Origin of the sequence: Leptolyngbya subtilissima AS-A7, assembly GCF_039962255.1 — a bacterium.
Taxonomy (GTDB): domain Bacteria; phylum Cyanobacteriota; class Cyanobacteriia; order Phormidesmidales; family Phormidesmidaceae; genus Nodosilinea.
This window is the reverse complement of sequence record NZ_JAMPKY010000001.1, coordinates 874,024-896,482: the sequence shown is the minus strand read 5'-3', so window position 1 is coordinate 896,482 and position 22,459 is coordinate 874,024. Positions and strand designations below refer to the sequence as shown.

The following is a 22,459-nucleotide window of genomic DNA, read 5'->3' as shown; positions in this document are numbered from 1 at the left end:
AAAACGGCAAACTGAATAGATCCCCTAGAAGGAGCGCGATCGGCACCAGACCTCAAAGTGTTTAGAATTTCGAGGTTTGGAACTTCGAACAATTAGTCTGTTAGGCTTCCTAGCCTGTGCTGGAGGTTGAGTTCTTTCAACCCCAACACTGCCTCTGCCCCCACTGCACTCCTTATACTCTTTCGGTTATTCCATGGAAGCCTTCTACCACCACGAGTTTGTTGTGCCAATGGAGGTTGTCGATGGCAACAATCATGTCAATAACGTCGCCTATGTGCAGTGGATGCAAGATATCGCCGTTGCCCACGCTACCAGCGTCGGCTGCACCGCTGAGACCCAAGCTCTAGGGGCTACCTGGGTAGCCCGATCGCACCAAATCACCTACCTGCGCCCGGCCTTTGCGGGCGATCGCCTGCGCCTTACCACCTGGATCACCACCCTGCGCAAAGCCCGCAGCACGCGTCAATACAAATTTTTGCGCCTCAGCGACGACACCGTGCTGGCGACTGGCGCTACTGAGTGGGTCTTTGTCGATGCCGTTAGCCATCGCCCGCGCACCATTCCCGCCTCCGTGTCGGGCTGTTTTGAACTGGTACCCGCCGCAGAAGATGTGTAATTCAAAATCTTATCTGGTTCTGCCTGTTCGTAGGGGCATTGCACTGCAACGCCCCTACCCAGCCAACCGCCTACCGCAGCCGCTGTTTGAGCCAAAAATCGAGCAGCGGTAGCGCAATCCGGTAGCCGAACTGGGGACCGTAGATTAAGCCCTTTTGCTCCAGGCTAGTGAGCGCCCCCTGCAAGCCGCCGCCCCGTGAAAGCTGGTGTTTCTTAATGTAGGCATTGGACTGGGGGCTGTCGGTGGGGTCGAGGGCCAAGCTTTCGAGTACGCGGGCCTGGGTGGAGGGCAAGAGCAGCAGCAGGGCTTCAAAGACAACCGCCATATCTTGGGCTAGACCTAGCATGGTGCTGTGCACTAGGTGCGCCTGAATTAGCTCTGGGATCGGTGAGGCGATCGCATTGCAGCCCAACCACAGGCGCTGGGCCAGGGTAATGGCATCCTTCATGTGGCCCTGCACGTAGCTGAGAAAGAGCTCCAGGGCCTGGCTTTCGGGGTCAAACTTGAGGCCCGCTGTGGCCATGGTGCCAATTACCCAGGGTTGCAGTTCGCGATCGCTCAGGGGGGTAAGCGCAATCACCGGCAGCTGGCTGGCGGTCATCCAGGGTTCGGCCACGGTGGCAATTAGGGCGTAGCTGACCCGGTTCTGTCGCTCAATCTCCTGGCGCAAGTGGCTTTCCCACTTGCCCTGACGATCCCACGAACGAATGTGGGGAAAGTTGTGAAAGATAATCACCACCTGACAGTTAAGCCATTCTGCTAGGTATTGGGGCAGCGATAGTAAGTCCTCAAACAAGGGCCACTCTTTGCCCAGGGTTTTGGGCCACACCAGCCGCGCTTCGGTTTCTAAGGTGTGATCAATGCTGAGGGGCTGATTCAAGCTCCACTGCTGAATCTGGGCAATTTCACTCGGTTCTGAGAAGGCGTCCACAATGCCATCGGCTAAAAATCGCAAAAATTGACCCGCATTGCGGCAGCGTAGCAGGTCGATTTCCAGACAGCGCGAGCCCTCCTGGCAGGCGGCGCTGCGAATTAGGGTGCGGCGGCCAATGCCTGGCACTCCGGTTACTACAAAATCGCTGTCTTGACGGAGCAGGGCGCAGACGCGTTCTAATTCACTCTCTCGGCAAATCAGCGACTGCGGCACAAACGGATTGAACATTAAGGCAGAGCTGCACTATTTATTAGTGCTATAAATGTAGGCTAGATACTGGCGAATAGTAGCACTTGATTTTTGAGGTAAATTGCACCCGTGGCCCAAAGCACCATCCCCAGCAAAAGCGCGTCTGCTAACCTTTGGCATACCCTCACCCCGGAGCGGGCGATCGCGCTGTTAGAGAGCAGTCCCGAAGGGTTGAGCTCCAGCGAAGCCGAACATCGGCAGCAGGTCTATGGCCCCAACGAGCTTCAGGAGGGGGCCACCCGCAGTCCCTGGGAAATTTTGTGGGACCAGTTCAAAAACATCATGCTGCTGATGCTGATCGCGGTGGCTCTGGTGTCGCTGGTGCTCGATCTGCGCGAGGGGGGCTTTCCCAAAGATGCGATCGCGATCTTTGCCATTGTGCTACTAAACGGCATTTTGGGCTACCTGCAAGAGAGCAAGGCCGAAAAAGCTCTGGCCGCCCTCAAAAACATGACCTCCCCCCGGGTACGCACCATTCGCCAGGGTCAAGAGCAGGAAATCGACGCCAAAGCCCTGGTGCCGGGTGATGTGGTGCTGCTAGAAGCAGGGGTGCAGGTGCCCGCCGATGGCCGTCTGCTCAGTGCCGCCAACTTGCAGGTGCGCGAAGCTGCCCTCACTGGCGAAGCCGAGGCGGTGATCAAGCAGCCTGAGCTGCTTCTAGAAGACGAGTCTGCCCTAGGCGATCGCCTCAACCTGGTTTACCAAGGCACCGAAGTTCTCCAGGGGCGCGGCACCGTGCTGGTCACTCAAACGGGGATGACCACCGAGCTAGGCCGCATTGCCACCCTGATTCAGTCGGTAGAAACTGAGCCTACGCCCCTACAGCAGCGCATGGCCCAGCTGGGGAATGTGCTGGTGACCGGGTCGCTGGTGCTCGTAGCCCTAGTGGTGGCAGCGGGGCTGCTGCGCACAGGCGACCTCAGCCTGTTCGATGAGCTGCTAGAAGTTTCCCTCAGTATGGCGGTCGCTGTGGTACCAGAAGGTCTACCTGCCGTCATCACCGTCACCCTGGCCCTCGGCACCCAGCGCATGGTGAAACGCCACGCCCTGATTCGCAAACTGCCAGCGGTAGAAACCTTGGGCTCGGTTACCACCATCTGCTCTGACAAAACCGGCACCCTCACCCAAAACAAAATGGTGGTGCAGCAGGTTAAGACCGTAGAACACCAGTATGAAGTCACCGGCGAGGGCTATGCCCCCGTAGGCAACCTGCTGGAAAATGGGTCTGCCATCGCTCCCCAGTCCGACTCATCCCTCCAGGCGTTGCTAATGGCCTGCGCCCTGTGCAACGACGCTACCCTCAATCAGTCCGGCAGTATTTGGACCCTGTTGGGTGACCCTACCGAGGGAGCCCTGCTGGCCGTAGCGGGCAAAGGTGGCTTTGATCAAGAAAAGCTGGGCCAACAGAGCGATCGCATTGGCGAGGTGCCCTTCACCTCAGAGCGCAAGCGCATGAGCGTCGTCGTGCAGGCCCATGGCGATGCCGCTTGGCCCCTGCCCCCCCAGGTAATGTTCACCAAAGGCTCCGCCGAACTAGTGCTAGAACGTTGTAGCACTAGCCAAGGCGAGGGGCAGCTTGTGCCGCTTACCGAGGCTCAGCGGCAGGCTATTTTGGCCCACAACGATGCTATGGCCTCCAGTGGTCTGCGAGTTTTGGGTTTTGCCATGAAGCCCACAAACGTCGTAGCTAATCCCAACGCCAACCTAGAGCCCGAGGAGCAAAACCTGATCTGGCTGGGTTTGGTGGGCATGCTCGATGCCCCGCGTCCTGAGGTGCGCGACGCCGTAATTGACTGTCGACGGGCCGGCATTCGCCCGGTGATGATTACTGGCGACCACCCGCTGACCGCCAAGGCGATCGCTGAAACCCTCGGCATTGCCAAACCCGGCGACACCATTCTGACCGGGCGCGAGCTGAGCCACCTTTCCCCTGAGGAACTGGAGCGCACCGTCCCCGACGTCAGCGTCTATGCCCGCGTTGCCCCCGAGCACAAGCTCCGCATTGTGCAGGCGCTGCAAAAACAGGGCGAATTTGTTGCCATGACCGGGGACGGCGTCAACGATGCCCCGGCTCTCAAACAGGCCGACATTGGCATCGCCATGGGCATTACCGGCACCGACGTCAGCAAAGAGGCTAGCGACATGGTGCTGCTCGACGACAACTTTGCCACCATTGTGGCTGCCACCGAAGAGGGCCGGGTGGTCTACGACAACATTCGCCGCTTCATCAAATACATTCTGGGCAGCAACATTGGCGAGGTGCTCACCATTGCCGCCGCTCCAATTATGGGTCTGGGTGGCGTGCCCCTTTCGCCTCTGCAAATTCTGTGGATGAACCTAGTGACAGACGGCGTGCCCGCCCTGGCTCTGGCTATGGAACCCGCTGAACCCGACGTTATGGAACGTCCGCCCCACAACCCGCGAGAAAGCATCTTTGCTCGCGGCCTTGGTTCTTACATGGTACGGGTGGGTATCGTGCTGGCGGTGTTGACGATTGGCCTGATGGGCTGGGCCTACCGCTATACCACTGCCCCCGGCTACCCTGGTCATCCTGACACCTGGAAGACGATGGTATTCACGACCCTCTGCCTAGCCCAAATGGGTCATGCCCTGGCGGCTCGCTCAGACACACGCTTAACAGCTCAGCTCAATCCTTTGTCGAATCCTTACATATGGGGTGCGGTTTTACTCACCACCGGCCTGCAAGTGTTGTTACTGTACGTTCCAGTCTTGGCGCAATTTTTCGGCCTTCATCCTCTGGCAGCCTCAGAACTGGCGATTTGTTTTGGCTTTAGCGCCCTGATGTTTGCCTGGCTAGAGATCGAAAAACTGGTCATTCAACTGTCGCTACGGCGCAAGCAGCCGGGTCTGCCCAATGGGTCTAAACACGTGCTTTAATCCCACCCAATTTCCTCACCCCTATGGATTCTGACTCTCCTCAACTCCACTTTTCCCAGGAAATCAAGGCCCTGCTAGAGCGCATAGCCGAGCAGCCGCTCACGCTCTCCCACGTGCTCAATGAAACCGCCGAGCGGGGCTTTTCCCTGGTGATCGGGCTGCTGGTGCTGCCGTTCCTGTTCCCCATGCCGCCGGGGTTTACCACCATTCTGGGGTCGGCCTGTCTGCTGCTGTCGCTGCAGATGGCGGTGGGGCGGCGATCGCCCTGGCTGCCCCGACGAGTGGCCCAGTTTCAGTTTCCGTCGGTGCTAGCTAAAACGGTGCTCAGCAATCTCAAGCGGGTGACCCGTGTTACCGAGCGGTTCGTGCGGCCTCGCATGCCGGGGCTGGCCAACAACCCTTCGGTTTGGCACATTAACGGGTTGTGTATTAGCTGGCTAACGCTGCTGTTGATGAGTCCGATTCCCTTTACCAACCCCATCCCCACGGTTGGCATTTTAATCTTTGTGGTGGCCACCCTTGAAGCCGATGGTGTAGTGATGATTTTGGGCTACGTGGCCACAGGGCTGATTACCGCTACCTTTGGCCTCGCGGGTTACTTACTGTGGCGATCGCCCGAGCTGCTTCAGAACTGGTTCCAACGATAGGGCCGCATCCCGCTGGATTCTCCCAAGAGTTCATGCTCTCTACTGCGGGGCTACCTGAACAGAATGACCCTAGGAGGTTTCCCAAGCATAGCGGTGGCTTTGACTTCGCTTAACCACCGGATGCCATAAACACAAAAAAGCCCTTTGTTTCCAAAGGGCTTTTTTGTGGAAGTTAAAAAGCAGTCTAAATCAGCTTCAGCTCTGGGTACTGAGCGATCAGCTCATCACCGCTGAGGGTTTCTCCCGACTGCTGAGGCGTCCAAAGGACTTCCACAGCTAGCAGGTTTTCACCGGAAACTGCACCAATCTGGTTGAGGGCCTGGCGTAAGTCAGCCGAGGAGTAAACCTTAGGCAGATCAAGCTTGCCCTGGGTTGCTACAACCACCGTAGCGAGAATGTATTCGCCGGGAGCCTGGTCGGTGTCGCCCGTCAGAAAAGCCTGGGGCTCAGCCTGGGTGAGCTGGTTGTTAACGTTAGACAAGGTTTCGGCGCTAAACTGGCTGCGGGCCGAGAGGGTATAGCGGTTAAACTCTTGCTCGGCGCTGAGCAGTCGGGTTTGCTTTTCTTCGCCGGCGGCGTAAGCCCAGTAGTCGGGGTGGCGCAGCAGGGCCAGAGTAGTTTCTTGCAGCAGCTTGGCTAAACCCTGGGAGGTACCGGTGTCTGCTGTGGTTGCCAGACGGTTAAGGTCATCTTGCAGAGCGCGGGCCTCGGCCAATAGCCCTACCTGGAGTTTGGCAATGGATACCGGCGGGTTGCTGCTAGCAGGAGCAGCATAGTCGTAGTCGTCACCAGCGGTTGCGCCCCTGAGGCCACGCACCACTACATTGGCAATGGCAATAAAAATCAGCAGGGTAAACAACCCGCCAAAACCACCCCCAATGCCAATAAAGGGGAATAAAAACGGAAAGCCGAAGCCACCACCGGGATAGTAGCCGCCACCGCCACCAGGAGCGTAGGTGCGAGGGGCCGGACTCATGCGAGGAGCCGGAGCCCGGAAGCTACCGCCTCCCATGCGGCCACCTGCAGCGGCCCAGGCACCCTGAGCGGTGCCAAACACCAAAACTACGGCCAAGACCACGGCCATTAGGGGCTTCAAAAACGGCTTGAGGCGTTGAAAAAGTTGTTTAACCATCGCGTAAAACCGGGTGCTAACGTGGAGTGCTTTATGTCTTTAATGTAACGCGAAGTGCTGCTGCTGCTTAGCGAACTAGCGGTGGAAACCCGTACCTGGAGGCCCTAACCGCCTCCGACTATGGTGACGATTTCCAGCCTGTCATTGGGACGCAGGTAGGTAGTTTCCCACAACTGACGATGAAGAATTTCGCCGTTGTACTCTACCGCCACCAGACGAGGATTCAGACCTAATGATTCTAAAAAATTAGGCAGCAGCGTACCAGGAGCGCAGGGCTGAGATTCGCCATTGACGAGAAGATGAAAGTTTTCGCTGGTGGGATCAAGCATGGGGAATTCGGGTATTGAGTGTAAGGGATCAGGTGTAGGGTTTAGGGATGCATGGCAACCTTAGACCCTATACCTTGCACCTCAACCCCATTGTTTGCGACAGTCAATCCGCTTGATAGCTGCTCAACCAGTTGGCGCAGCGACGGTATGAAAGGCTCGACGGTGGTTGGTTTGAGCGGCAAAGTACTGGGCGATTAGGGTGGGATTTTCGGCTTCGATCAGCGCCCGCACGACGGCAACTCGCTCGGCTCCAGCCTGCAACACTTCGCTCAAATTTTCGGTATTGATGCCGCCGATCGCATACCAGGGCACGGTAGCGTGCTCGGCAGCATAGCGCACGTAGTCGAGGCCAGCGGCAGCTTTGCCGGGTTTGGTAGGGGTAGCATAGACTGGGCCAACGCCGATGTAGTCGGCGCCCTCGGCGATCGCCCGCTGCATTTCGTCGGGGCTAGTGGTCGAGCGACCAATGATACGCTGATTGCCCAGCAGCTTGCGGGCGGTGAAGGTAGGCAGGTCGGTTTGGCCCAGGTGAACGCCGTCAGCTTCCACAGCTAGGGCGAGATCGACGCGATCGTTAATTAGAAATAGCGCTCCGTAGCGGTGGCACAGATCCTTCAGCTTTTTGGCCAGCTCTAACCGCAGGTAGTCATCTGTATCTTTGTCGCGGTACTGCACCAGGGCAATGCCTCCCTGCAGCGCAGCTTCGACAATAGGCAGTAGGCGATCGCAGGGCGATGTCACTAGATAGGTCAAGCCCTGACGTAGCCGCTGAAGTCGGTGACCGCCAAGAATTTCGCTCTCCAGAGCATAAACCTGGTAGCGCATAGCTTTGGACCCTGCCGCCAGGTCATCACGGTAGAGCTTGCCGTATTCTTCTAAGGCTCGCAGTGCCTCTTGCACCCGGCAAAAATTAGCCTGGAGCACCGCTGTCACATTGGTGCGCTCGGCCTCTTGGGAGTGAGTGAGGGCGGTGCCAGGGTCGCCGGGGGTGTCGCGGCACAGGCGCAGCTCAGGGGCATGCCATTGAGCCAAGGTTTGCCGCAGGTGCTTAAGCTGCTCGGTTTGAGCTGAGTTATTCAGTCCAAAGCGGCACCACTCCTCGATAACGCGTAGCCCTTCGCGGGCGCGATCGAGGTTGGCATCGAGAATGCGGTAAACGGCGGCATCAGCATGATTGGGCAGCGCTGGCAGCCCGGTTAGCTCCGGCATGGAAACACTGTGGGGCAAAGAACCTCCACATCCTACCAGGCAAGGGCTAGGCAGTGGCGTTACTGCTTGGGTTGCAAAATATCCTGAATGCCTTCCACCGCCGGGTCAGAACGCCAGACATCAAACGCCTTCCAGGCCACGAAGCCAAAAGCCAGCAGCGCTAAAATAGTCACTAGCGCTGAGAAAAGCCGAGTAAGCGGAGTACCAGTATCGAGGCGCATAAACCACTCCCTGAAAAACAATGAAGAGCAGAAAGAGGTAGAGTATCGGTGCAATATCCTGACCTAGCAGGATCCCTATACCTACTTATATACCCTAAAGATTGCATTTTCATAACGCCTGCCTAGAGGAAGGCTGAGCCCAGGGAAGTTTGGCTCCATAGCTAAGATTTTTCGGCGGGAGTAACACGCTTTTTGAGCGAGTCGAAGCGGCGACGGGCGGTGGAGTTTTTGGGCTCGAGGGCCAGTGCGGCTTCGTACATCTCCAGGGCCTGGGTGGTGAGCTGCTTGCGCTCGTAGCTGTGGCCTAGATTGTTAAGGGCGGTGACGTACTCGGGCGAAATTTTGAGCGCTTCTTTGTAGTTACGAATGGCCAGGTCATACTGGTCTTGAGCAAAGTAGGAGTAGCCCAAGGCGTTGTAAACCACGGCAGCGTTTTCGGCTTCGTCGTTACCCAGTTGCTTAATGGCCTGCTGGAGGTAGAGGGCGGCCTGGGTGTAGAGCTTTTTGTCGAGCAGTAGACTGCCCAGCTCGTAGTACTCCTGGGCGGTGCCCTTTTCTTTGGTTAACCGTGACTGAAGTCTCCCCAGAGTGCTTTCGATGCGGCGGGTCTTGATTACCTGGCGCACCACAAAAAAAGCGGCAACGCTCAGCAACGCCAGCAGAATACCTAGATAAATAAGGAGCAGGTTGCTGTTTTCCATGCGGTCTTTGTTTGCACTTGAGAACTACCTTATCTTGCCATGGCTAGGGCAACCCCCAGAAGGTGGTCCGTTCTTCTAGCCAGCCGTTTTGGTGCCAATCAATGACGGTTTGGTTGACCAGGCTACGCAATTCATTGTACTGAGTGCCCTTAGGTAAAGCGATCGCCAGGGGTTCAGCCGACAGCAGACTGGGCACCAAATAATAGCCGCTGTGGGCCTGCTGCCAGCCTCTCAGCGCCGTTACGTCGCCAGCAAAGCCGTCAATTTGGCCGGTGCTGAGGCGATCGAAGGCCTCTTGATAGCTGTTTAGAGGGGTGAGGATAGCTAGCGGCAGCAGATAGCGCACTATCGCCACAGTACTTGCCCCCTGAAGCACCCCTAGCCGCTGGCGCTGGAGATCGCTTAGGCTCTGCACCCGGGGATCTCGCACCAGCACGGCGGCTCCATCGAGGTAATAGGGCGGGCTAAAGCTCACAAGCCGCTGGCGACCGGAAGTTAAGGTGAGGCCAGCAATCGCTACGTCAGCGCGATCTTCCAGTATTGCCGGCAGGCGCTCATCGTTGGGCACCACCACAAACTCAACCGCCGCTGGGTCAGAAAAAATTGCTGTCGCCAGCCCGTGAGCTAGGTCAATTTCTAAACCGACCAGGTTGCCTTCGCGATCGCGAAAACTCAGAGGCTGCCAGCCATCCCGCACCGCCACCACTAAGTGCCCACGGGCACGAATGGTGTCAAGATCCGCAGCAAAAACTGGGAGCACAGCCAGCTGCGCCCCCAGTGCTAAACCAAACCCAAGCCAGTTCCATGTCATGGCGCGGCCGTGCCTAAACTACGACTGCCCCTACTGTCTGGGCCAATCCCTAAGATTGGTTGGCAACTTCAACCACTTTCGCAAACCCATCGGGATCGAGCACGGCCATTTGGGCCAGCATTTTGCGGTTGATGTCGATATTAGCTTTCTTGAGCTGGCCAATTAGCTGGCTGTAGCTCAACCCGTGCATGCGAGAAGCCGCGTTGATGCGAGTAATCCACAGGCGGCGAAAATCGCGCTTCCGGTTGCGACGATCGCGGTAGGCGTATCGCAGCGCCTTCATCACCTGCTGGTTAGCTGTGCGAAACAGCTTAGAGTGCGACCCTCTAAACCCTTTGGCTAGCTTGAGAATTTTGTTGCGGCGCTTGCGTGCTACGTTGCCGCGCTTGACACGTGCCATGACTGTTTAACCCTTGGAACTATTAATGACTACTAGCAGACTCAGAGCCCCTTACCTAGAGGTAGGGCAACATTAGCTCCACGTTGGGAGCGTCTTCTTCCGACACTAAGGCAATCTTAGACAGACGAGAACGACGCTCAGCATTTTTGTGCTGCAACATGTGGTTCTTGAACGCCTTGCGACGCATGATTTTGCCGCTGCCACTGCGACGAAAGCGCTTAGCGGCAGCTTTGCGAGACTTAAGCTTGGGCATGGTTACCACAATTTCGACACAGTCTTTGAATATACCATGAGTGACCCATAATGGCAGCATGAAAATCTGGCATGAGGTTGAAGCCCCAGGCCAGTACCAGAATGACTGCTAACCGTTCCGATTTGAAATTGTCCCAAAAATTTTCATTGGAGGGTTGTCAAGGTTGCACACTTATCGTTAATATAAGCTTCGCGAGCTTCGCAGTTAATCCTCAGTAGCTCAGTGGTAGAGCGGTCGGCTGTTAACCGATTGGTCGTAGGTTCGAATCCTACCTGGGGAGTTTCTAAATTAATAGTCAGTACAGGCAGTGACTCTTCTACGTCGTGTCCCTTTGAGGATCTGGCGAGAGGAGCTAGGTCGCCTCGCAATCTAAAGGAAACCTTAAGCTCAAAAGGCTGTAACCCGATTTACTTAAGGAAATTTAAGGGTTCTGCTTATAATTTATCGAGGAATTGTATTATTCCGACACGGCTCTTTACGTTGTGGTGCTAGGCTACTCAAAGCTTTGTGGCTTGCCTCTAGCTGAGTCAGTGTTGTTTTAGGGTTGTCAGGTCTAGTTGGTAATGCCTCGTATTCTTGTCATTGATGATGATCCTGCGATCGCGGAGCTCGTTTCCGTCAATTTGGAAATGGCAGGCTACGACGTCAACCAGGCTGGGGATGGTATCAAGGGCCAGGCTCTAGCTGTGCAGCTGCTGCCTGATTTGATCATGCTCGATCTGATGCTGCCTAAGGTGGACGGGCTGACCGTGTGCCAGCGCCTCCGCCGCGATCGCCGCACCGCCGAAATTCCTGTGCTCATGCTCACGGCCCTGTCGCAGACCCAAGATAAGGTTGATGGCTTTAATGCTGGGGCCGACGACTACCTCACTAAACCCTTTGAGCTAGACGAAATGCTGGCGCGAGTGCGCGCTCTGCTGCGCCGCACCGATCGCATTCCCCAAGCGGCCAAACACAGCGAGATTCTTAACTACGGCCCCCTTACTCTGATTCCTGAGCGCTACGAAGCAATTTGGTTTGACGGCACCGTCAAACTGACCCATCTGGAGTTTGAGCTGCTGCACTGCCTACTCCAGCGCCATGGTCAGACCGTATCTCCTAGCCAAATCTTGCAAGAGGTCTGGGGCTACGAGCCCAACGACGACATCGAAACCATTCGAGTCCACGTACGGCACCTGCGCACCAAACTAGAGCCTGATCCCCGGCATCCTAAATTCATTAAGACCGTTTACGGAGCTGGCTACTGCTTAGAGCTGCCCGCTGTCACTGTAGAGTAGAGCCGGTCTAAAGGATATAGGGCTCTTGGTCCTCTGCCCAATGCTTGTCTCCTGTCTCAGGCTCCAACTGAGGTAGAAAAGGCTCATATATAAGTAGACGCCAAAAAGCCGAGGATTACGGTAACCCTCGGCTTTTTAGGATCAATAGGAGCACCAATTTAGCAGATGCTTGCTAGATGCGGGTTCTGCTGCCTGGGCTAACCTTAGGCTGGGCAGCAGATTCAAGACTCTTAGCGCTTGCCCAACCACTTGGCGGCGATCGCGCCCACAGCTGCACCCACCATTGGATTGCTCAAAAACTTGAGAATAGTGGGCTGGTCAGCTAGCACTTCCTGAAAGACATCAGGGTGGTTGTGGTAGGCAAAAGCGGCCAGTTTAGAGACGTCGTCTTCATTCATACGACCGGTGTGGTGGGTCGATAGCCCTAGCTGTTTCTCTAGATCGCGATCGTGGAGACCACGCTCTTTGAGATGCTTGAATAGGTCGCGAGCAACATCGTCTCGCTGCTGGGGCTTGATCTGAGCGATCGCCTTACGCAGCTCAGGCTCCATTTCACTGGTGGGTATGCGATCGGGGTGAAACCCACGCCCAAACAACTCTCGGCGCTCGTTGCGAGAGGAACGATTGGCGAAGTCGTCAAAGTTGGCATACTCTTTCTCGGGCTGGGTGGCTTTGGCATCAATGCCCTCGACATTGCCACCAGCCAAGTCATTCATGATTTCGCGTTTATAATCTTTGCTGCTACTCATAGCGTAACTCTCCAAATTTTTGTTTTTTGCTTTCAAATTGACCGGTCTCTACAGCCTTTATAGAGCTGAAGAAAACCGCTATTTTCAAAGCTCCCTTCCCTAAGCAACTTAGGAATATTGCGTGGATGACGCTCTCGAGACTGATAGCTCGATTTAGTCGCGCCTCCAGGGAGCGTGTCACCTATTGGTATTCAACCTGCCGGGTCGTGTCGTCGTATTTGGCGGTTAGAATTAGCTCTTTGTCAGGTGCGTAGACCAAGACGCTCAGATCTCGATTGGGAAACTTTTTGTGGAACCCTTGCACCAGCGACTGGGCCAAGGTTTTTACCTCTCGGGGCTGGACATCGGGTGAGATCACAACGCCGAGCTTGTTGTTGTCACGGACAAAAGCATCGCTGACTAATCCCTTGGCAGTCTGCATAACCCATCGCCCGTAGCTTTCGCCACTAGCAGTGTCACCCCGTTCAAGTTGACTATAGGCACTGGTAGGCGATAGCCGGGGGGCGGTACTGGTTGGAGTAGCACTACCACAGGCGCTAGTGGTGAGCAAAATTACTCCTAAGCACAGGGCGATTACCCCAAGACGGATAGACTTTAAGAAATTCACGGGTTTTTCCTCAATAACAACAGCGCGTTTAGCAGCACTAGCCACAGGCGCGGCCGGGCGGCCTATGTTCTCGACTTGGCTGCTAGCTTTCAGCGTCTAGGCTTTCAGCGTTTTAGGGCTCCAAGGGGTTTGAAGCGTGGGGCAGTCCAGTGGCCAAGGGCACCTCTCCCCCTCGACGAGAGCCGTCATTTGGGTAAGCTTCATCCATGGGATGATCGACTCGGTTGTAGGGATTGCCTCGCCCCTCAGTGACGTCAGCGGCCCCGTTGAATGTGGCGTTGGGAGAACCACTTCTGGCATCGGCTGCGTCGGCTGGAGTCTCGTAAACCCCCCAATCTTCAATGCCCGCCGCCCTGAGAGTGCGTTCTGCACGAGCAATTTCGGGCTCAGTATCCTTGAGCATAACGAGGTATTCGCCTCGGGCTACGCGATCGAGGTAATGCTTAGCCCGGTGCTCAGGGATGCCCAAACCAACTAATGCACCCACTAGACCACCGGCAGCGGCCCCAGCCGCCCCACCGATCAGCGTAGACATGACCGCAGCGGCTTCTCCTGCCAGCACGGCAGGGCCAATGCCAGGGATGACTAATGTGCCAAGGCCTACGAGTAAACCAGTGACTCCTCCCAATACACCGCCTGTTACCGCGCCGACGGTACCAGCTTTACCAGCTCGATTGCTGACCTCGTCTGTTACTTCGACCCCAGCGATCGCACTCTGCCGCTCGGAGTCTTTAGCAATGACTGACACGTGGCTCATGGCAAAGCCTGAGTCACTGAGTGCCTGTAGAGCCGATGCCGTTTTAGGACGGTTGGAGAAAATGCCTACTGCTCGTCTGTGTTGTGAAGCCATGTTGTGCTTCCTCCTTGTTGTGCGAAGCCAGCGGCTATTGCAAAGCTGGCGATCGCTGCATTGTTGAACATCCTAAAGGTTGCGATCGGCTAGCCTTATCGCTCATTAGAGGGATCAAAAATTGTAGAAAGGAGGAGATCCTATAGGTGAGATGTCGTCTATGAGCATTGTCCGTTAAGGGCTTAGTTGAGCTGCGATCGCCAGCGATCTGCCCCTCTCAGTTGCTCAGATTAGCTAAAAAATATTTTTGGGGAATTCATCAATTTCTCAATGCTTCATGTTCAAACAACTTGTGACCTAAGGGATGCAAGCTTTAGTCGCCTGAAAGAAATAAGGCAAAGTCATTTGAGTTATTTCACCATTTCGGTTGGTATTAGTCCTTGTGGTAGAACATTGTCTAAAGCAAATCACTCATTTAGTAGATGGTAATGCTCGGGGCTGCCGCTAAACTGAAACCTGAATAATTTCGACTACTGAGGTTAATATTATGACTGACAAGCAGCACAAGTCTTACGCCGAAAAGAACGAAGAGCGCATTACAGAATTTGTTGACAACATCAATGAAAAGGGAGAAAAGAAGCAGGAAGCAAAGAAAAAGGAAGCCGAGTCTGAAGTTGCTGAATAATATATCAACGTAGTTGGCAAAATCAGCTGTAGGCAAATGCCGCTGGATGAATCTTGATTTATCCAGCGGCATTGTCTGTGCTAGCGCATGTTTTGGCGAGTGCTAGGTTGCAGCGAGCACCTTTTCATGGCCTCATGGCAAAAAGTATGAAGAACCGACTTTAGCAAGGGTGCGCTGATACTAGGAGTGAGTGGAATCTGTATCCCGCTCTAGATGTCTTTGCTGACGTTAGCTTAACCTCAGCTCAATTAGGAAATGTGCAGCTATAAAGAGAATACCTGCGCTTTTTCATAAAAGTAGCTTTCACTTTTAGCGGAGGCTACTTTCGTCAATCTGTTGGGTTAAGGTTGATTTGATGGTTTCACCAGTGCCTTCAATTGCAAATAAGCCTGCTCTGGCGTGAGCGGCTCTTGGTGCTCATCGGGAATATAGAATTGCCGGGTATCAGCAAAGTGGCGCACGACAAAACTGTGGATTAGCCCCTGCTGTAAAGCCTGGTTACCAAGGTCTTCTGCCGCGTCTGCCAAGCTTTGCTCATCGTGAAAAGTGGGTGAATGGGAAGACATGGTTTATTCCTTAGCGGGATATAGAATTTTGGGTTTCAGTGCAGTTAATTTGAGACTTAAAGCGACTTAGCCACATTACCTTAGCTATCCTCTGGGCTAGCTGCATGGATGAGATTAGCAGGGTCTACACTGGTTGGGCGAACCGTGATGAGGTCAGCTGTTGGGTGCTGAACAAAGTCCATCTGGTCGAGAACGACAGGTTTGCCCTGCTGAATCGATTCATGCAGGGCACAAATGATGCGGATATCGTTAAGCCCCTCTATCCCCGAGGGTTCCGGGTCTTCGTTCTGCATAATGCAGTTAGAGAAATAGGCAAACTCAGCGGCTAGCTGGCCATGGGAAGCAAAGGTCCGTTGGGAGAGTTCATTGTTGATGGTCAGGTGGTGAGTAATTTCTGCATCCCACGCATAGGCCGACTCTAGCCGCAGATCGCCCTCTGTGCCAATGATGTGATAGGTCGAAACCGGACTGGCCCCAAAACTGACAGTAAAATTCGCCAATTGCTGATCGGGAAAGCGGATTATGACGCTGCTCATTTCGTCAACTTCACGAAACCGCTCTTCGCCGTTATTAGCCGCCATGGCAAACACCTCAACGGGTTCGGCCTGAAACAGATACCGGGCGGCGTTAATGCAATAAATGCCGATGTCTTCTAGGGTACCCCCGCCGGTTGCTTGCCGGAGCCGAATATTGTTTCCCTTAACCTGTTGCGAGAAGACGGAGTTGAAAATGCGCGGTTGCCCAATCTGCCCAGATTGGACAATTTCGACCGCCCGCATATTGGCTGGGTCAAGGTGCAGGCGGTAGGCAATCATTAGCTTGACGCCGTTGCTTTGACAAGCCTGAATCATGCGTTCACCCTCGGCTACCGTGGTGGCCATCGGTTTTTCGCACAGCACGTGAATGCCTTGATTTGCTGCCCGCACGGTGTACTCACAGTGCAAATGGTCGGGCAACGCAATATAAACAGCATCTACTGCTCCGCTCGTTAAGCAATCTTCGTATTCGTCGTAGCTGTAGGTATGCTGAATCCCGTAATTCTGGCTAAGTTCTTGCAGTTTCACAGGGTCGTCAGAAACCAAGGCCACGACTTCGGAGTTTTCAGAACTGGGGAAGGAGGGTAGTGCTGCGGTCTGGGCGAACCAGCCAAGCCCCACTACGGCGTAACGTATTCGATTCTCTGAGGAGGATTGAACCTCTTTAGGGACAGAGCGATCGCCAAGTGAAGTTTGAGATGCAGTCATGGTGTGAGTTCCAAGGAGACTGACATGCGATCGCAGCTGCGCTCTAGGGCAGAACAATCATGGAGAATTGATCCTCTTAGCTTAAGCACCGAAGCCGAGCTTAGCCTCTGACGGGTGAGGCAGATAGTTGTGGCCGCATCTCTGTTTTTAGATAGAGAGAGACTGCCGTACGCTCTAGAAAGGTTTGAGATTAATGATTGAGGGGTCTGGAGAGGAATTTAAGACGCCAATTAGAGAACTGTAGTTGGGCGATCGCTAAAGGTACTAAAAACCAACTCGAGCCGAAAGAAAGACTGTATCTACAGGTTGATGAGGATCGCTGATAAAAGGCAAAAGATGAAGCTAAGCAGACATGTAGCGTCTTTCATTCGGTTGGTTAGGAGACCCCAATGACAGCACAACTTACCTATAAAGGCATCGGTTTTTTTTCTAAGGAAGACCAAGCAGAGCAAGCGGTTAAGGCTCTAGAATCGTCGGGCTTTGCCATGAGTCAAGTGTCGATTTTAGCCAAGCAGTTGAAAAAAGATGTGGTGGCAGGAGGCGCCACTACGGGTCACCGTGTCAAAGGTCAAGACATTAACGACTCCCAGCGCTGGCCAGAGGATGCGCTGACCGGTGCCTTGTGGGGCGGGTTGCTGGGTGGGTTAAGCAGTCTGGCGATACCCGGCGCTGGCGCCGTAATAGCGGTAGGCTCCATCGGAACGGCCTTCTTGGCAGTTATGGCAGGGCAGGGAGCCGGGGCCGTAGCGACAATGAATCTAAAGGAGGGATTGCAGTCTTTGGGAATTCCACAGGAGCGGGTTGGAGCTTTTAGCGATCGCCTGTTAGGTTCAGATTTCATGGTGATCGTGGATGGTACCCAGGAAGACCTAAACCAGGCGGCAGCAATCTTCCAGCAGCAGGGCATCGAAGATTGGGATATTTACCCAACGCCTGAAGCTTAAGCGGCTTGACCAAAAGGGTACATCGAATCTAGCCATGACCTATCTACCTCCTAAATCTCCCTCCGCTAACGCTACAGAAAGTGGTGCAGGGAGAGCCTCCTCCGCGCCCACTAATGCGTTCCGAGCGGCCGGCTTCTTACTAGGATTTGGCCTGGGCGGGTTTATTGACGCCATTGTTTTACACATGCTGTTGCAATGGCACCACCTCATTTCAAGCCGAGTGTCAATGGATACCCTGGCGGGCTTACAAGTGAACGTGTTAGCGGATGGAGCTTTCAGCGCTGGTATGTGGTTAATTACGGTAGTTGGTATTGGGGTACTGTGGCGCAGTGCACAGAAAACCCCAACAGTGCCTCTGACAACGTCAGCCTTTGTTGGTTGGATTTTGATGGGCTGGGGTGGGTTCCAGCTCTTTGACAGTATTTTTTTTCATGCTCTGCTGGGGCTACACCACATTCGCCACGTCCCCAACTTCATGGTCTACGACATAGCCTTCTTTCTGCTGGGCTTTGGGTTGATTGGGGTTGGCTATTTAATGACGCGTAATCAAGCCAATATCTAAACATTTTTATCTGCTAGAAGTCATTGGTTGAGCTTCAGCAGGTAGCGTCAACAGTCTGTTCTCAATCGGTTTTGAGCAAAACTCTGGGCAGATGGGCGACCCGGTACAGTTACTGTTGCCGATTTGACGAGATTCTGGCATCGATCCATAAGCAGCTGTAAGCCAACTGGTTGCCCCAATTATTGTGATGAAACGCTCCACCGCATTCCCGCTAGCTGGTCAATGTGTAGGAGACATTGTATAAGCTGCCGTGAGTACTGACGGGTGGCACGCTGGCGCTGTTGCGTTCAGGGCGATCGCCACATCAGAAACAATTACCACTGTGTAACCCCAGTAGTAATACCTGCTTGATCCCATCAAGGCATAAACCCCCATCTAATCTGGTGTCTGCAGCCATCAAAACCAGCGTTTCATACTGATCCCCAAGAAATTGAGAGGCTAAGTAATTTCTGCCCAAGGATAGGTTAAAACTGTAGGCTTTAGCGTCAGATTAGTTAATAAAGAAAAAGGCGTTATGTTTATGGCTAATCCTATTGAGTTTAAGCTGTTTGCTCCTTATAACAAGAGCGCAGTATTAATAGGCTCTTTTGCCAACGGACAAGATATCCCTACGAAGAAAGGAGAAGACGGTTATTTTCGTGCCCACGTTGACTTGGACGATGGGCAGTATGAATACAAGTTTCGGGTTCAGTCTAAAAGCTTTTTTCTAGAGCCCGATCAGTGGATTGAGGTCATTGATCCAAGAGCTAGTCACATAAACGAAAGCTATCAAAATGGTGTCTTACACGTCAAAGATGGCGAACCCATAGTTGACGACTACGTTTGGCATCACGACGACAAAGCGCTACCGCAAAATGAAGAGTTAATCATCTACGAGATTTTGGTTAGCGACTTTTCTGGTGGAGAGGATGATCCTGACCCGCGTGGTCAGCTTAAACATATCACCGAAAAGCTTGACTACCTCTGTGAATTAGGGATCAATGCCATTGAGCTGATGCCGATCCAAGAATTTCCAGGTGAGCAGGGTTGGGGCTACAATACCCACCATTATTTTGCCGTAGAGTCGGCCTATGGCAGCAGCAAAGACTTCAAACATTTAGTAGACGAGTGCCATGCTCGGGGCATTCGAGTCATTTTAGATATTATTCTCAATCACTCAGGTTCCGAGGCCCCGCTGACAAAAATTGACTACAACTATTGGTATCGAAGCGAACCCAAGGATCCTGATCAAAGCTGGGGGCCAGAGTTTGATTATGATCACTACGACGAAAATTTGAACCTTTGCCCTGCCCAAGAGTTTGTCAAAGACGTTCTGCACTTTTGGATTACGGAGTATCACATTGACGGTTTTCGATTTGATGCTGTTAGCCAGATGGGCCATTTTGAATTTTTGGGGCAGCTAACCGACGAAACAAGCAAACAGGCTCAGCCCAAACCGTTTTACAACATTGGAGAACTGATTCCCGAATCTCCCGACGCCACTAATTTAGAAGGCCCCCTTGATGCTTGCTGGCGCGATGGGTTTCTGCACCAGTTGCGGCCTCTGCTGTGGGGAGATGATACCGACATAGAAACCGTTAAAGAGCTAATCGATGCCAAACGGTCTGGCTATTTAGGGGCTGTCAACGCCATCAACTACCTCAGCAACCACGATCACGATCGCCTGATGGTGCAGTTGGCCAACCATGAGATCTTTGACGAAACCGCCTTTAAACGGGCAAAACTGGGGGCTGTTTTGGTGACGACGGCCATGGGCGTGCCCTTGATCTGGATGGGAGAAGAGTTTGGGGACTCCCATCCCAAGACTCTAGAAGCTGCCAAGATTGACTGGTCACTACTGCAGAACGATCGCAACCACGACCTGATGCAGCACTATCGGGGTCTGATCAACCTACGCAAAAGCAACCATGCCCTGCGCACCGAAAATGTGGAATTTTTCTACGAGGACCCAGAGTCTAAAGTGCTGGCCTACATCCGCTGGAATGATGAGGGATCGCGCGTTGTTGTCGTCGTCAATTTTTCGGATCAATATTTGGCCGACTACGAGATCCAAAACTTTCCTGAGGGGAGCACCTGGCACGAATGGATCAGCGATTACGACGTTGAGGTCCACGATGGTGTTTGGGTGACAGACTTACCCGAATACGAAGCAAAGGTGCTGGTTTAAGCCCCTATTCATAAAGGAAACAGTTGTACCTTGACTGGCCGGCGAACCTCATTGGCTCTCTTGAAAATAGGGACAGACTCAAAGGCCTGCTCTGTAGAAAAGATTTACGACTTTCTGAAGAGCACAAAGATGTAGCAAAATCTTAATTTTTGCTGCATCTTCAGCCTGTAGGGCAGAACCCTCAAACTAACCCCAAGGTGTTGCGTGGCCATCACTGCTTACTCCTCCCTAAGAAATAGGCAGATACTTCTTAAGGAAGACGAAATAGACTGAGCCAGTTACTAGACTCCTGTTAGAACAGGGATTTCCCTTGTGCCATTCCACGGTCTCAACATTTTGTGTGAAGACCCTGGTTAAACTTCTATCAGAGGGCGATCGCAACAGCTGTCAATCTCTGGTTAAGAAACGGCCTCCACTCGCAAAATTTTGGAGGCCAGGCACTATGCCTGCGTCGAAACGGGCGGGGGCGGAATGGCAATGTTCTGAGTTAGTCACGGTGACGTCTTTCCCTAACACTGGAAAATGCAGTCCTGAGATTTGACAAGCTACTGGTTTTTTCATTTTTCCCTCAAGAGAGTGAAATGGCTAATCTCCGGATGGTTTCAGCAGGTTGACCTTGTAGGTTTGATAGATCCCAGAGCGTCGACAGTATAGTTTTGTACCTAAGAGGCAGTATGGAAACACGAGAAACTCAACAAGAGCGGCAGGGTGGTGACGTTCCCTATCCCAATATTCCACCCCTGATTGACAGCCGCGCCACAGAATATCACGGCACTGGCATCACCAGCACTGTAGCTATTTTTGGCCACCCCATTCATCCAATTATTGTCATTTTTCCGGTCGCATTTCTCAGCGGCGTGGCCGGCACTGATTTGGGCTACTGGCTAACCAAAGGTGAGTTTTGGGCTCAGGCCTCGATTTGGCTATTGGGTGTCGGGATACTGTCTGGAGTTGCCGCTGCCATAACCGGTATGTTTGACTTCGTCCGCATTCCCAGAGCGCGCAAGCGTCAGGCGGGCTGGTTGCACATGGGGCTTAATGTAGCGGTGCTGGTGCTGAGCATCGGCAATTTTGCTCTACGGTTGGCCAACCCAGAGACAAGCATTTTGCCAACCGGACTAATCTTGTCCTGGGTGGTGTCAGTGCTGTTGCTGGCCAGCGGTTGGTTTGGTGGCGAGCTGATGTTTCGCCACAAGGTGGGGATTGTGGGTCCGGGTGAAACCCACGTTTCCTAAAAGCGTATTGATTTGATTTCGAGCTTAGTTTGACTGCCCCCAAACCTGTTGGGGCAAACCCCGTTTGGTTTGATAACGTTGCCTCTTTTGACGTTGGGGGTGGTTGACTTCAAGATTTTGTCCGAGGCCCTAACTTAAGGATTTTAGAGATTTTTCATGGAGCTTAAACCACTTAATCAGCAGGTTGTCGTTGTAGTGGGGGCCTCTAGCGGTATCGGTCGCGATGCCGCTCTGAAATTGAGCCAGCGAGGCGCCAAAGTCGTCGTAGCCGCACGCAACGAGAGCGGCTTAGCGTCGCTGGTAAAAGAAATTCAGCAGCTGGGCGGAGAGGCAATCGCCGTCACAGCCGATGTCTCCCAATTTGAGCAGGTCAGCGCGATCGCCGATGCTGCGATCGCTAGTTTTGGCCGCATCGACACCTGGGTGCACTGCGCCGCCGCCGGCATCCTCGCCCCCTTCGAGACCATGACCATTGAAGAATTTCGTCGGGTGATTGACGTTACCCTGATGGGTCAGGTCTACGGGGCCAAGGTGGCCCTGCCCCACCTTAAACAAGCGGGACGAGGTTCGTTGATTGCGATTTCGTCCATGGAAGGGCGGCGGGCTCTGCCGTTGCAGAGCGCCTATTCAACGGCTAAACACGGGCTAGAGGGCTTTCTCGAATCGCTGCGGGTAGAGCTAGAGCACGAGGGGTCTACCATCAATGTCACCAGCATTAAGCCAGCGGTGATCAACACCCCCTTCTACAACCACATGCGCACCAAAGTCGGCGTTAAGCCCACAGGCATTCCGCCCTACTACGACCCGAGCCTAGTCACCGATGCCATTCTCTACGCTGCTGAGCACCCAATCCGCGACTACATTGTCGGGGATGTGGGTCGCCTGCTCGACTGGGGCCAGCGGTTGTCGCCGGGGCTGATGGATGTTGCCCTCAACTTGGTTGGCTTTCGCGGCCAGCGCACCGATGACCTGAAGACTCCCCAGGCTCCAGACGGTCTGTTTGAGCCGATGCCAGGCTATGAGCAGGTAAAGGGAGACTTTGACAACCTCACTGTGCCCAGCCTATCGGATTGGCTGCTCAAACTCATATTTGGGCAACGAACCTAATTACCGGCCTACCTGTCCCTCAGCGTTACCTCGGAGGGGCGGGTAGACCGGCTGGCATAATTTGAACCCGCCCTCAGACCAAGTTTTGCGGGGGTTCTGCTGATAACCCAGCTTCGTTAGTCCAGA

Annotated in this window: 24 protein-coding genes and 1 tRNA gene; 11 read left to right on the top strand and 14 right to left on the bottom strand. The window is 53.9% G+C overall.

Annotation, left to right across the window (positions count from 1 at the left end; genetic code table 11):
- Positions 1-193 precede the first annotated feature (193 nt).
- Complete coding sequence (locus tag NC979_RS04045; protein WP_190524046.1) at positions 194-616, top strand: acyl-CoA thioesterase; 423 nt, start codon at positions 194-196, stop codon at positions 614-616.
- A gap of 70 nt (positions 617-686) precedes the next feature.
- Here NC979_RS04045 and NC979_RS04040 read toward each other — a convergent pair whose 3' ends face one another.
- A complete protein-coding gene (locus NC979_RS04040) occupies positions 687-1,778 on the bottom strand; it encodes an ATP-binding protein (RefSeq protein ID WP_190524043.1) in 1,092 nt (363 codons plus the stop codon).
- 90 nt (positions 1,779-1,868) lie between these two features.
- On the opposite strand from NC979_RS04040, the gene NC979_RS04035 reads away from it, so the two are divergent.
- Together NC979_RS04035 and NC979_RS04030 are read left to right on the top strand one after the other, a co-directional pair.
- Positions 1,869-4,697 (top strand): HAD-IC family P-type ATPase, encoded by a 2,829-nt coding sequence (locus NC979_RS04035; RefSeq protein ID WP_190524040.1) that lies wholly within the window; start codon positions 1,869-1,871, stop codon positions 4,695-4,697.
- Positions 4,698-4,720: 23 nt separating this feature from the next.
- Positions 4,721-5,344, top strand: coding sequence for an exopolysaccharide biosynthesis protein (locus NC979_RS04030; protein WP_190524038.1), 624 nt, complete (start codon positions 4,721-4,723; stop codon positions 5,342-5,344).
- A gap of 184 nt (positions 5,345-5,528) precedes the next feature.
- On the opposite strand, the gene NC979_RS04025 is transcribed toward NC979_RS04030, so the two are convergent.
- The 8 genes from NC979_RS04025 to rpmI form a co-directional block, all read right to left on the bottom strand.
- The gene (locus tag NC979_RS04025; RefSeq protein WP_190524035.1) at positions 5,529-6,476 is read right to left on the bottom strand and encodes a DUF1517 domain-containing protein; all 948 of its coding nucleotides are present in this window, start codon (positions 6,474-6,476) and stop codon (positions 5,529-5,531) included.
- A gap of 104 nt (positions 6,477-6,580) precedes the next feature.
- The gene (gene thiS / locus NC979_RS04020) at positions 6,581-6,805 is read right to left on the bottom strand and encodes a sulfur carrier protein ThiS (protein WP_190524033.1); all 225 of its coding nucleotides are present in this window, start codon (positions 6,803-6,805) and stop codon (positions 6,581-6,583) included.
- A 123-nt stretch (positions 6,806-6,928) separates the two neighbouring features.
- Entirely contained in the window at positions 6,929-8,014 is a 1,086-nt protein-coding gene (locus NC979_RS04015; RefSeq protein WP_190524030.1) for a thiamine phosphate synthase, read from the bottom strand.
- A gap of 59 nt (positions 8,015-8,073) precedes the next feature.
- Positions 8,074-8,235 carry a hypothetical protein gene (locus NC979_RS04010; RefSeq protein WP_190524027.1) on the bottom strand — a complete coding sequence of 54 codons (162 nt, stop codon included), beginning with the start codon at positions 8,233-8,235 and terminating at the stop codon, positions 8,074-8,076.
- Between the two features lie 161 nt (positions 8,236-8,396).
- On the bottom strand, positions 8,397-8,936 hold the full coding sequence (locus NC979_RS04005) for a tetratricopeptide repeat protein (protein WP_190524024.1): 540 nt from the start codon (positions 8,934-8,936) through the stop codon (positions 8,397-8,399).
- Between the two features lie 43 nt (positions 8,937-8,979).
- A complete protein-coding gene (locus tag NC979_RS04000) occupies positions 8,980-9,747 on the bottom strand; it encodes a transporter substrate-binding domain-containing protein (protein ID WP_190524021.1) in 768 nt (255 codons plus the stop codon).
- A 49-nt stretch (positions 9,748-9,796) separates the two neighbouring features.
- On the bottom strand, positions 9,797-10,147 hold the full coding sequence (gene rplT / locus NC979_RS03995) for a 50S ribosomal protein L20 (RefSeq protein ID WP_190524018.1): 351 nt from the start codon (positions 10,145-10,147) through the stop codon (positions 9,797-9,799).
- A gap of 55 nt (positions 10,148-10,202) precedes the next feature.
- Entirely contained in the window at positions 10,203-10,400 is a 198-nt protein-coding gene (gene rpmI, locus NC979_RS03990; RefSeq protein ID WP_073609358.1) for a 50S ribosomal protein L35, read from the bottom strand.
- 208 nt (positions 10,401-10,608) lie between these two features.
- On the opposite strand from rpmI, the gene NC979_RS03985 reads away from it, so the two are divergent.
- Positions 10,609-10,680: transfer RNA gene (locus NC979_RS03985), tRNA-Asn, on the top strand.
- Positions 10,681-10,963: 283 nt separating this feature from the next.
- On the top strand, positions 10,964-11,677 hold the full coding sequence (locus NC979_RS03980; RefSeq protein ID WP_190524014.1) for a response regulator transcription factor: 714 nt from the start codon (positions 10,964-10,966) through the stop codon (positions 11,675-11,677).
- 230 nt (positions 11,678-11,907) lie between these two features.
- On the opposite strand, the gene NC979_RS03975 is transcribed toward NC979_RS03980, so the two are convergent.
- The 3 genes from NC979_RS03975 to NC979_RS03965 form a co-directional block, all read right to left on the bottom strand.
- A complete protein-coding gene (locus tag NC979_RS03975; protein WP_190524012.1) occupies positions 11,908-12,426 on the bottom strand; it encodes a hypothetical protein in 519 nt (172 codons plus the stop codon).
- Positions 12,427-12,607: 181 nt separating this feature from the next.
- Complete coding sequence (locus NC979_RS03970; protein ID WP_190524009.1) at positions 12,608-13,033, bottom strand: hypothetical protein; 426 nt, start codon at positions 13,031-13,033, stop codon at positions 12,608-12,610.
- 112 nt (positions 13,034-13,145) lie between these two features.
- Entirely contained in the window at positions 13,146-13,883 is a 738-nt protein-coding gene (locus tag NC979_RS03965) for a general stress protein (RefSeq protein WP_190524006.1), read from the bottom strand.
- A gap of 487 nt (positions 13,884-14,370) precedes the next feature.
- On the opposite strand from NC979_RS03965, the gene NC979_RS03960 reads away from it, so the two are divergent.
- Entirely contained in the window at positions 14,371-14,508 is a 138-nt protein-coding gene (locus tag NC979_RS03960; protein WP_190524003.1) for a hypothetical protein, read from the top strand.
- 341 nt (positions 14,509-14,849) lie between these two features.
- Here NC979_RS03960 and NC979_RS03955 read toward each other — a convergent pair whose 3' ends face one another.
- Entirely contained in the window at positions 14,850-15,074 is a 225-nt protein-coding gene (locus tag NC979_RS03955; protein ID WP_190524000.1) for a hypothetical protein, read from the bottom strand.
- An 80-nt stretch (positions 15,075-15,154) separates the two neighbouring features.
- Positions 15,155-16,318 (bottom strand): Gfo/Idh/MocA family protein, encoded by a 1,164-nt coding sequence (locus NC979_RS03950; RefSeq protein ID WP_190523997.1) that lies wholly within the window; start codon positions 16,316-16,318, stop codon positions 15,155-15,157.
- A gap of 389 nt (positions 16,319-16,707) precedes the next feature.
- Between NC979_RS03950 and NC979_RS03945 the strand changes: the two genes are divergently transcribed.
- The 5 genes from NC979_RS03945 to NC979_RS03925 all read left to right on the top strand — a co-directional run bounded on the left by NC979_RS03945 (position 16,708) and on the right by NC979_RS03925 (position 22,333).
- A complete protein-coding gene (locus NC979_RS03945) occupies positions 16,708-17,262 on the top strand; it encodes a hypothetical protein (protein ID WP_190523994.1) in 555 nt (184 codons plus the stop codon).
- A gap of 34 nt (positions 17,263-17,296) precedes the next feature.
- Entirely contained in the window at positions 17,297-17,824 is a 528-nt protein-coding gene (locus NC979_RS03940; RefSeq protein WP_190523991.1) for a DUF2243 domain-containing protein, read from the top strand.
- A gap of 520 nt (positions 17,825-18,344) precedes the next feature.
- A complete protein-coding gene (locus tag NC979_RS03935; protein WP_190523988.1) occupies positions 18,345-19,991 on the top strand; it encodes an alpha-amylase family glycosyl hydrolase in 1,647 nt (548 codons plus the stop codon).
- Positions 19,992-20,665: 674 nt separating this feature from the next.
- Complete coding sequence (locus NC979_RS03930) at positions 20,666-21,226, top strand: DUF2231 domain-containing protein (protein WP_190523986.1); 561 nt, start codon at positions 20,666-20,668, stop codon at positions 21,224-21,226.
- Positions 21,227-21,382: 156 nt separating this feature from the next.
- Positions 21,383-22,333: an SDR family oxidoreductase gene (locus tag NC979_RS03925; protein ID WP_190523983.1), complete on the top strand. Its 951-nt coding sequence runs from the start codon at positions 21,383-21,385 to the stop codon at positions 22,331-22,333.
- The last annotated feature ends 126 nt before the right edge of the window (positions 22,334-22,459 follow it).

Coding starts and splice junctions, on each gene's coding strand:
- NC979_RS04045 (WP_190524046.1), top strand. CDS start 194: ATGGAAGCCTTCTACCACCACGAGTTTGTTGTGCCAATGGAGGTTGTC.
- NC979_RS04040 (WP_190524043.1), bottom strand. CDS start 1,778: ATGTTCAATCCGTTTGTGCCGCAGTCGCTGATTTGCCGAGAGAGTGAA.
- NC979_RS04030 (WP_190524038.1), top strand. CDS start 4,721: ATGGATTCTGACTCTCCTCAACTCCACTTTTCCCAGGAAATCAAGGCC.
- NC979_RS04025 (WP_190524035.1), bottom strand. CDS start 6,476: ATGGTTAAACAACTTTTTCAACGCCTCAAGCCGTTTTTGAAGCCCCTA.
- thiS (WP_190524033.1), bottom strand. CDS start 6,805: ATGCTTGATCCCACCAGCGAAAACTTTCATCTTCTCGTCAATGGCGAA.
- NC979_RS04015 (WP_190524030.1), bottom strand. CDS start 8,014: ATGCCGGAGCTAACCGGGCTGCCAGCGCTGCCCAATCATGCTGATGCC.
- NC979_RS04010 (WP_190524027.1), bottom strand. CDS start 8,235: ATGCGCCTCGATACTGGTACTCCGCTTACTCGGCTTTTCTCAGCGCTA.
- NC979_RS04005 (WP_190524024.1), bottom strand. CDS start 8,936: ATGGAAAACAGCAACCTGCTCCTTATTTATCTAGGTATTCTGCTGGCG.
- NC979_RS04000 (WP_190524021.1), bottom strand. CDS start 9,747: ATGACATGGAACTGGCTTGGGTTTGGTTTAGCACTGGGGGCGCAGCTG.
- rplT (WP_190524018.1), bottom strand. CDS start 10,147: ATGGCACGTGTCAAGCGCGGCAACGTAGCACGCAAGCGCCGCAACAAA.
- rpmI (WP_073609358.1), bottom strand. CDS start 10,400: ATGCCCAAGCTTAAGTCTCGCAAAGCTGCCGCTAAGCGCTTTCGTCGC.
- NC979_RS03980 (WP_190524014.1), top strand. CDS start 10,964: ATGCCTCGTATTCTTGTCATTGATGATGATCCTGCGATCGCGGAGCTC.
- NC979_RS03975 (WP_190524012.1), bottom strand. CDS start 12,426: ATGAGTAGCAGCAAAGATTATAAACGCGAAATCATGAATGACTTGGCT.
- NC979_RS03965 (WP_190524006.1), bottom strand. CDS start 13,883: ATGGCTTCACAACACAGACGAGCAGTAGGCATTTTCTCCAACCGTCCT.
- NC979_RS03960 (WP_190524003.1), top strand. CDS start 14,371: ATGACTGACAAGCAGCACAAGTCTTACGCCGAAAAGAACGAAGAGCGC.
- NC979_RS03955 (WP_190524000.1), bottom strand. CDS start 15,074: ATGTCTTCCCATTCACCCACTTTTCACGATGAGCAAAGCTTGGCAGAC.
- NC979_RS03950 (WP_190523997.1), bottom strand. CDS start 16,318: ATGACTGCATCTCAAACTTCACTTGGCGATCGCTCTGTCCCTAAAGAG.
- NC979_RS03945 (WP_190523994.1), top strand. CDS start 16,708: ATGACAGCACAACTTACCTATAAAGGCATCGGTTTTTTTTCTAAGGAA.
- NC979_RS03940 (WP_190523991.1), top strand. CDS start 17,297: ATGACCTATCTACCTCCTAAATCTCCCTCCGCTAACGCTACAGAAAGT.
- NC979_RS03935 (WP_190523988.1), top strand. CDS start 18,345: ATGGCTAATCCTATTGAGTTTAAGCTGTTTGCTCCTTATAACAAGAGC.
- NC979_RS03930 (WP_190523986.1), top strand. CDS start 20,666: ATGGAAACACGAGAAACTCAACAAGAGCGGCAGGGTGGTGACGTTCCC.
- NC979_RS03925 (WP_190523983.1), top strand. CDS start 21,383: ATGGAGCTTAAACCACTTAATCAGCAGGTTGTCGTTGTAGTGGGGGCC.